4 protein-coding genes and 2 pseudogenes are annotated in these 7291 nt (G+C 67.7%); 1 reads left to right on the forward strand and 5 read right to left on the reverse strand.

Going from position 1 to position 7291, the window contains the following annotated elements; all coding sequences use genetic code 11:
* Positions 1 to 12 precede the first annotated feature (12 nt).
* From U9983_RS01800 to U9983_RS01820, 5 genes and pseudogenes are all read right to left on the reverse strand, one after another.
* A complete protein-coding gene (locus tag U9983_RS01800; RefSeq protein WP_322752346.1) occupies positions 13 to 774 on the reverse strand; it encodes a methyltransferase domain-containing protein in 762 nt (253 codons plus the stop codon).
* 161 nt (positions 775 to 935) lie between these two features.
* A pseudogene (locus U9983_RS01805) lies at positions 936 to 2177 on the reverse strand (OB-fold nucleic acid binding domain-containing protein); the annotation flags it as partial.
* Positions 2178 to 2335: 158 nt separating this feature from the next.
* Positions 2336 to 2842 (reverse strand): annotated as a pseudogene (locus U9983_RS27630) (hypothetical protein); the annotation flags it as partial.
* 128 nt (positions 2843 to 2970) lie between these two features.
* Positions 2971 to 3492, reverse strand: a complete 522-nt coding sequence (locus U9983_RS01815) for an SAV_6107 family HEPN domain-containing protein (protein WP_322752348.1) — start codon at positions 3490 to 3492, stop codon at positions 2971 to 2973.
* Between the two features lie 133 nt (positions 3493 to 3625).
* On the reverse strand, positions 3626 to 4294 hold the full coding sequence (locus U9983_RS01820; protein ID WP_322752349.1) for a hypothetical protein: 669 nt from the start codon (positions 4292 to 4294) through the stop codon (positions 3626 to 3628).
* Between the two features lie 414 nt (positions 4295 to 4708).
* On the opposite strand from U9983_RS01820, the gene U9983_RS01825 reads away from it, so the two are divergent.
* Positions 4709 to 7291: AfsR/SARP family transcriptional regulator (locus U9983_RS01825; protein ID WP_322752350.1), on the forward strand; the 2583-nt coding region annotated here is incomplete at its 3' end.

Below are 7291 nucleotides of genomic sequence, written 5' to 3' on the forward strand. Positions count from 1 at the left end.
AGCTGCCTGCTGTCAGCCGGCGTTGCGGTGAGCGAGGACGTGCAACTGAGTGGCAAGATCGCGAAACGGCCGACGGGACGACGCGGCGATCTCCAGGCGCAGCAACCGCTCGGCGGCGGACGGGTCGCCGTCCACCAACGCTCCGGGTACCAGGTCTGCGAACACCCGTACACCGTGGATCGCGATCACATCGGCACCGGCACCGCGCACCATGCCGGCGAGAGCACGCGCATCGAAACGGTGCGCGGAGTCGGATGTTCCGCACCGCCCGCCGGGATCGGCAAGCGCGTACTGCGCCTCCGCGAACCTGCCCGCGAGCGCGCGGGCGAGCACGACCGCGTCCCGGTTGGCCGCGACGATGCTGAGCAGCCCGCCCGGACGCAGGACCAACGCTGCGGCCGCAAGGGCACGGGCGGGTTCATCCACGACTTCCAGCACGGTGTGACACAGCAGTACGTCGCAGGATGCTGCACCGACGATCCCCGGGAGAGTACAAAGATCACCCTGACGTGCCGTCACCAGATGCGTGACCCCGCGTTCAGCTGCCCGCCGGTCGAGGGACGCGAGTGAGTCAGGGCTCGGATCAACCACTGTCACCCGGTGGCCCTGCTCGGCCAGTGGTACCGCGAACCCACCGCTCCCGCCGCCGGCGTCCACGATCGTGAGCGAGGTGTTCCCGGGCGGAGTGATGACAGCCAGCGCATCCCGCAGACCCTGCCAGACCACGGCTTGGCGAAGATCTTCCCAGCTGACTGGACGACTTCCGACAACCATGCCGTACCTCCGGTTGGGCGATGCCCGTTCGGGACTTCCCGACGTCTCATGCGGCAGGGTAGCCGCGGGCCGCCATCCTCCCGTCGTCACCTGCCGGCGAACCTCACACAACGCCCCCGTCGTCGGCAGCCACGAGCGACCGGCACGAGGGACGCGGCGAGTCACCGGAAATCCCGCGACCTAAAGCCCAAAGGCGATGCGATCGTGGTTCTTCTCGCATCGCCGGAGGCCGAAGTCCCCGGATCGTTCGTGGGGATCGCCAGCGCCAAGCGATCCAAACGCTCGGCGATGACGTTCACCACATCCTCGGCCTTCTCCAGCCGTCCCCGTACCATCAGCGCCGGCGCGGTCCTGGCCACCCGGCGGTAGCGCACCCAGGCGCCATGGGAACAGATGATGTTCACCATTCCGGTCTCGTCCTCCAGGTTGAGAAATATCGTGCCACCAGCGGTCTCCGGTCGTTGTCTGTGTGTCACCACACCGGCGACGAGAACCCGGGTGCCCGCCTCCGCCGCACGCACCAACACTGCGGACAGGACGCCCAGCGCGTCCAGACGATCACGGATGAACTGCGTGGGATAGCTGTCCGGCGTGATCCCGGTCGCCCACAGATCGGCCATCGCCCGCTCAAGCCCGTTCATACCCGGCAAAAAGGGTGCGACCGTCGCCACAGCCGTACCGATCTCAGTGCCCTCAAGCCGATCCGGACGGGCCTGCGCAACTGCCCCGGCGGCCCACAGCGCCTCACGTCGAGCCAGCCCGAAGCAGTCGAACGCTCCGGCTGTGGCCAACGCCTCCACCTGAGCGGCGCTGATCCCGCTCCGGCGAACCACGTCGGACATGCTGACGAACGGACCTCCGGCGCGGCGCTCGGCGACGATGCGTTCGGCCGTCGTGGACCGAACCTGCCGGATCCCGGCAAGGCCCAGCCGAACCGCCGGCTGGTCCACGACCAGCCGCAGGTCGCCTACAGGACCGCCGCTGTCGCGGGCACTCACCGCCCCACCCTGAGCGGACGTTCCTTCCGGCGTAGCCCGGGCCAGCGACAGGTTGACGTCGGGACCGTGGATCACGACCCCATGGCGACAGGCGTCCGCGACCAGGCTCTGCGGCGAGTAGAACCCCATCGGCTGCGCGTTCAACAGCGCCGCGCAGAAGGCCGCAGGATAGTAGAGCTTCACCCATGAACTGGCGTAGACGAGGAAGGCGAAACTTACCGAATGGCTTTCCGGGAATCCGAAGTCGGCAAATGCGGCGATCTTGTCGTAGATATCCTCCGCGGTCCGGCCGGTAACACCGTTCGCAGCCATGCCTTCATACATCCTGGCCCGGAGGCGTTCGATGCGTTCCGACGCTCTTTTCGACCCCATCGCCCGCCGCAACTGGTCGGCAGACCCAGCCGACGCAGGAGGTCCGCGAGTTCTGGGCGCCTGAGCGTCTCGACGGGCAACGAAGCGAGAAAATCCCGGCTTGCGTCCGGTTTGACAATCACATTCCGATGAGCGGCGAGCACGGCGACGAACGGCCCGTCCGCGACACCTACCCCGCATGCGAGGCCACCAGCCCCGGACACCGCGCCATGCACGGCACGGGCCACGGCCGCGTCTCCACCGAAGTAACGCGTGGCCCCGCCGGATGCGACCACACACTCGCCCGGACGGACCACCTCAACCCCGGGTACCACGGACTCGACCGCGGCGATGACCGGCTCAAACACACGGGCATCCCTGCCGGGGTCGTCAGGCAGAACCACCAGGCTCGGACACCGGCCCTGGGCCTCCCGGCGACGCAGACCCGGGCGCACCCCGAACGACCGGGCCGCCTGTGTACAGGCCAGAACCTGGTTAGCCGTCACCGCCTGCCACCGCTGGCCCGGCTCCGGCACAAGAACAAAACGGTCCAGCACGATCCCGGCATCGGCCGCCGCCACCACACCGAGCGAGGCAAAGCCCACCATCGCGCACCACACCCCGGCCTGTGAGGGCACGCCGAGCACTGCCAGAAGAAAAGATGTTGATCCACTCACCGCGACTGTCGACCCACGTCGAAGCCCAGCCGCTGGCAGCATCGACGCGAGTGCGGGCGCTACCGGCAGCAGCCGGTAGCCGGTCGCCCCAACCCGACGCGTATGTGGGGCGTCGGCATTCACGATCTTCTGGAGATCGGCCAGGGTAGCCGTCTTGGTCAAAGCGGCCTTCAGCCTCGGGCCAGTCTGGCTGACCCGACAAGCATGGCCGGCAGCGCAGGCTGTGACGGCAGGCCCAACGTTGTTTCCACCACCGTGAGAAAGGTTTCAACCTGGCGGACCAGGTCATCGGCATCGCGGGTATCGACCACCGGCAGACCCGCCTGCGCCGCCGCCCGCCTGGCGGCACCGGATGCGAAGAACTGCGCCCACTCCGTCAGTTCAGGTGCCACCATCGCAAGCAGCCGCCAGGCACTCGCCGGCCGACCACGATGACCGGGACGGGCCTGAGCCCGATCGGCGAGGACAGCCGCGGCAGCACGCAGCGCCGCCAGATGGGCCAGGGCGTACCGCTCCCCGGGAAGCTGGGCCAGGCTTGCCTCGTCAAGGCCGTGACGCGCGGCCAAGAGCAGCTCGTCGCGGGAACGGCGGGGCAGCCCCGCGGCCGGGAGCGCCGTTCGAACGTCAGGACGCTCCCGCGTCAGAGCAGACACGGAAAATGTAGCGCGTTGGTCAACAGTCCGCCGGCTCATGACCACCCCTTCCATGTGTCGAACGCATGTTCGAGCACTGGAAGAAGTAAACCTCACCCGAGCCAGATCCGTCAACATCGTCGGCCGCAGCGGACCACCCAGGGCGCAGGGCGACGCCCCCCACCCGAAGCGGCTACGAACGCGCTCCCGATCGCGGTCCTTCGGGCCGATGAAGGGGTCGTTCCGTACGCGGCACGACAGGCCGACCGCTGTCAGAGCGCGGACCGGGCGGTGCTTCGCATACCCGGACCTCAGTAATCCGGGCCGCCGGCGGCGCGGAAGAACCACGATCACGCCGCCACTGGTCCTTCAGCAGCAGAAACCAACCCAGGGTCAGCAGAACCAACGGATCGTGGATACCCCCGCGCCGACGACGATCGTCGTCCACGAGCACCAGCGCCGTGCAGTCGCGCGCGAACCGGATGAGACCGCCGCCGTATCTGCTCAGAAAGCCGCATTCAAAGACGGACCCACGGGGAACGACCCAACGCACCGCGCGGGTACCAGGAAGTTCGACCATGCCGCCGCCACCGCGCCGCGCCGGCCGAAAGGCAGCCAGCGGAATACACGTCACGGGATCGAACACCCGTATCCCCGGGCCATCAAGATCGGCTTCCAGCGCCAGTGGCCGACCGGCAACCATCAACTCAACCCGGCGGCGGTCATCCCAGTCCGCGAGAATCGCGGCAACGCGGCTGTCATCCGCGACGAGCATGACCCAGCCCAGCCTACCGTCGACGACATCCAGGGCCACCTCATGCAGAAGTCCCGGCTGTAGCATCCCCTTCGTCGATGTGTCCATGATGATCGGCACACCTTCCTGTTGTTCCTTCGGCCCCGTACGAACAGGCCTGTATGGAACAAGCGAAGCAGGCAGCCATCAACCAGTCGTACACACACGCTCACAGCGAAAATTGACGCTCCGTTGATGGTAATGTGGAATCGGCGGCAGGACCCACACGAGCCGAAAGCGAAAGAACCCGCGATACTTTGCACGGTAGCAGTCGTCCACCCGACTCGACCCAGGGACGCGAAGTGGTTGCCACAGTGGCGCACACGACGCACGCTGTACCAGTAGGCCAAAGGCAGCACGATCGTCGCCCTCGCCAAAGTCGCCGGCGACATGGCCGTGTCGCCGGCAGCCCGAAGAAGCGCGGACCCGCAAGCGGGTATCGCCAGATACCGTAGCCGGACGGGATCAGCGCGAGAAGGTCACATGCCGAACGAAGAGAACCTGCATTTCGCAATCCTGGGGCCCACCGAGGTCACCCGTGACGGCAATGGGATCGTTCTTGGCGGAAAACAGCGGAAAGTGCTACTCACGGTCCTGCTGTTGAACATCGGTCAGATCGTCACAACCCGTCAGCTGATCGATACGGTCTGGGACGGCGCTCCCCCGGACGGGGCGTCGGCGACCTTACGGACACACATCAGCGAGCTGCGCCGCCGACTCGACCCGACCGAACGCAACCGCCTCCTCGTCCGCAACGGCCCGGGATACGCGCTTCGGGTCAGTCCCGAACAGGTCGACGCCACCCAGGCTCACGCCCTACTCGATCAGGGTCGCCGCGCCGTCGAGGACGGGGATCCGGTCGCCGCGATCGCCCCGTTACAGGCAGCCCAGGGCCTGTGGCGCGGTCAGCCACTCGCCGACGTCGCCGAGTACTCCTTTGCCACCGCCCATATCCAGCGCCTTGATGAACTGCACCGCGACGTCCTGCGGACGCGGATCTCCGCGGACCTCTCGCTCGGTCGCCACCGGGAGATCATCGGCGACCTTCGGGCACTGGTCACCCAGTACCCGCGCGACGACGGACTGCGCAGAGATCTCATCATCGCCCTGTACCGGGCCGACCGGTCCGACGATGCCACGCAGGCATGCCGCGAAGGGCTCGAGGCCCTGCATTCCCACGGTCTGGACGCAACTCCGCTACGCCGTCTGCAGGAGGACCTCCTGCGGGGATCGGCCAGCTTGGACTGGACGCCGCCACGCGCGCTGGAACGCCCGACGAGACCGACGCCACCGAGCCTCGGGGTCTACCAGCTTCCGCCGGATGTCGAGGACTTCACCGGCCGCGACAGCATCCGGACCAGGATCCTCACCGCGCTGACCGACCCGGACGCCCTGGCCAAAAGCACCGTCGTCGTAGCGATCGCCGGCAAGCCCGGAGCAGGTAAGACCGCGCTGGCAGTCCACCTGGCCCACCAGGTTCGCGAGCACTTCCCCGACACGAGCCTGTTCTTCGACCTGCGGGGCAACATGCAGTCTCCATTGGAGCCGACCCGGGTACTGACCCGGCTCGTCCAGGCACTTGGAGTGACCAGAACGGCGGTGCCCACCGACCCAGACGATCTTGTGGAGATGTACCACGGCCTTCTCGCCAATCAACGCATGATAATCGTCCTGGACAATGCCGCCAACGAGGCTCAGATCCGGCGGTTACTGCCCACCACTCCCGGTTGCGCGGTCATCGTCACCAGCCGCTCCCGGCTGCACAGCCTGGACGCCTATCACCGGACAATCGACGTCCTGCACCCCACCGAAGCCGTCGCGCTGCTGGCGAAACTCACCGGTGACCAGCGGGTCGAGGCCGAACCCGAGGCCGTCCGCGACATCGCCGGGCTCTGTGGCTATTTGCCGATGGCACTCAAGATCGCCGGCCGCAAGATTGCCGCTCACCCACACTGGCGCCTGGCCCGCGTCGCCGGCCGACTCACCAGTGAACGTGACCGGTTGTCCTGGCTGGAACTGGGTGACCTCGAGGTCCGAGCCAGCTTCGCACTGAGCTACGATGGTCGGCCGGAGGACGAACGCCAGGCCTTCCGACTGCTCGCCCTCCCCAACGTCGTCGACTTCGCGCCCTGGGCCGCGGCGGCCCTGCTCGGCATCGGCGGCGACGAGGCCGAGGACGTCCTTGACCGCCTCGCCGACGCCCAGCTCCTGGAACGACGTGGTCCCGACCAGACCGGGCAGACCCGATACCGTTTCCACGACCTGATGCGGGTATTCGCGCGGGAACGCCAGACCGGCCAGCGGCAACGCGATGAGGCTTCTCCTCGCACTGCCGGCAGCCCGGCGGATCGCACTGCCGGCAGCCCGGCGGAGCATGACGACACCGCTGGGGCCGCCACAGAGCCGGTCGGCCCAGAGCCGGTCGGCCCAGAGCCGGTGAACACCGCCCATGACGATCTGCGCACCTCCCTGACCAGGCTGCTCTCGGCGTACCTGACCGTCGTCGACCGCGCCACCGCGGCCTTCTCACCCGGTGGGCCGCGCACGACCGACAACCCGGTTGCGCCCGGTGCGCCGGCAGACGAGATCGACACCGTCTCCGCCCTGCTCGCGGGGCCACTGGTCTGGTTCGGTATCGAACGCGTCAACCTTCATCTCCTGATCGAGCAGGCGGCCACGCTGAAGCTCGACGAGATGACGTGGCGGCTGGCCGCAGCGGCCACCCAGTTCTACGAATTCAACGGCCATTGGGACGACTGGGATCAGACACACAGCCAGGGCCTGACGGCGGCCCGCCGGGCGGGCGACCCGCTCGCTGAAGCCACCATGTTGTGCAGTCTCGGCGACCGGGACATCGTCCTCGCCTTCGAGGAGGCGTCCTGGCGTCTGGGCGCCCCTGGCACCGACCCGGACAGCCAGCCCGCGATCAACGCGAACGGCGCGGCACGCGATCACCTCGACCTCGCCGCCGAACGGTTCACCCGCAGTCTTGAGATCTTCACCGCTTTTGGTCATATTTATGGCGAAGCGCGCAGTCTGCACGGGCTCGCCGACGCCTGCCGCGGC

The sequence above is a fragment of the Protofrankia sp. Cas3 genome (genome assembly GCF_963555955.1).
In the GTDB taxonomy this organism is placed as follows: Bacteria; Actinomycetota; Actinomycetes; order Frankiales; family Frankiaceae; genus Protofrankia.